This is a genomic window from Micrococcus sp. HSID17227, assembly GCF_003989405.1.
Taxonomy (GTDB): Bacteria; Actinomycetota; Actinomycetes; order Actinomycetales; family Micrococcaceae; genus Micrococcus; species Micrococcus luteus.
Genome location: NZ_RBLN01000487.1, coordinates 1 through 656, shown reverse-complemented (window position 1 = coordinate 656; position 656 = coordinate 1). Strand labels below are relative to the sequence as shown.

The following is a 656-nucleotide window of genomic DNA, read 5'->3' as shown; positions in this document are numbered from 1 at the left end:
GGCGACGCGGATCACGAGGTCCTCGCGGGTGGCGGTGCCGGTGTAGCCGTGGTCGAGGTCGCACTGGGGGTCGGCGCAGCCGGCGGGCTGCAGGTCCAGGCGCTGGCCGCCGGCCCACATCAGCCCGAGGGTCATCTCGGCCACGGGGTCGGACGGCCGGAAGCGGGCGGGGTCGGCGTGGCCGGTGGTCAGGACCACGGAGCCGAGGGCGCGGACCGGGACCATCTCGGTGGAGACCTGGGCGAGGACCGCCTGGCCGGCCGGGTCGGCGGCGTGGTCGTCGAGGTGGACGGCCAGCAGGGTGTCCCCGGCGAGCACGAGGGCCGTGATGTGCCGGTGGATCTCCTCGTAGTCGAAGTGCGTGTCCACGTGGACGAGGTGCGCGTCCGGGGTGCGGCCTTCGAGCTCGACGGCGATGGCGTGCGCCACGAGGTCCGGGTAGAAGCCGGCGCGGACGAGCGAGGCGTCGAGGCCGCCGCTGCCGTCCAGGGTGCGGGCCTCGCGCTGCCGGCCCTCGGCCTCGGGGGCGTCGGGGCGGTGGTCGGGACGGCCGGGCTCGTGACTCCTGCGGAACGGGCTCATGTCCCCCATGCTACGGGTCCGGTGCCGGGCCGTCCGGGCCCGCTGTGGACGGCCCGGTCAGCGGCCGCGCAGCG

1 protein-coding gene is annotated in these 656 nt (G+C 76.5%); it reads right to left on the bottom strand.

Annotated features, from left to right (window positions below):
• Positions 1-582, bottom strand: a 582-nt coding sequence (locus D8M29_RS12825; protein WP_127446057.1) for a DUF5998 family protein, incomplete at its 3' end; no start/stop codon positions are given.
• Positions 583-656 lie beyond the last annotated feature (74 nt).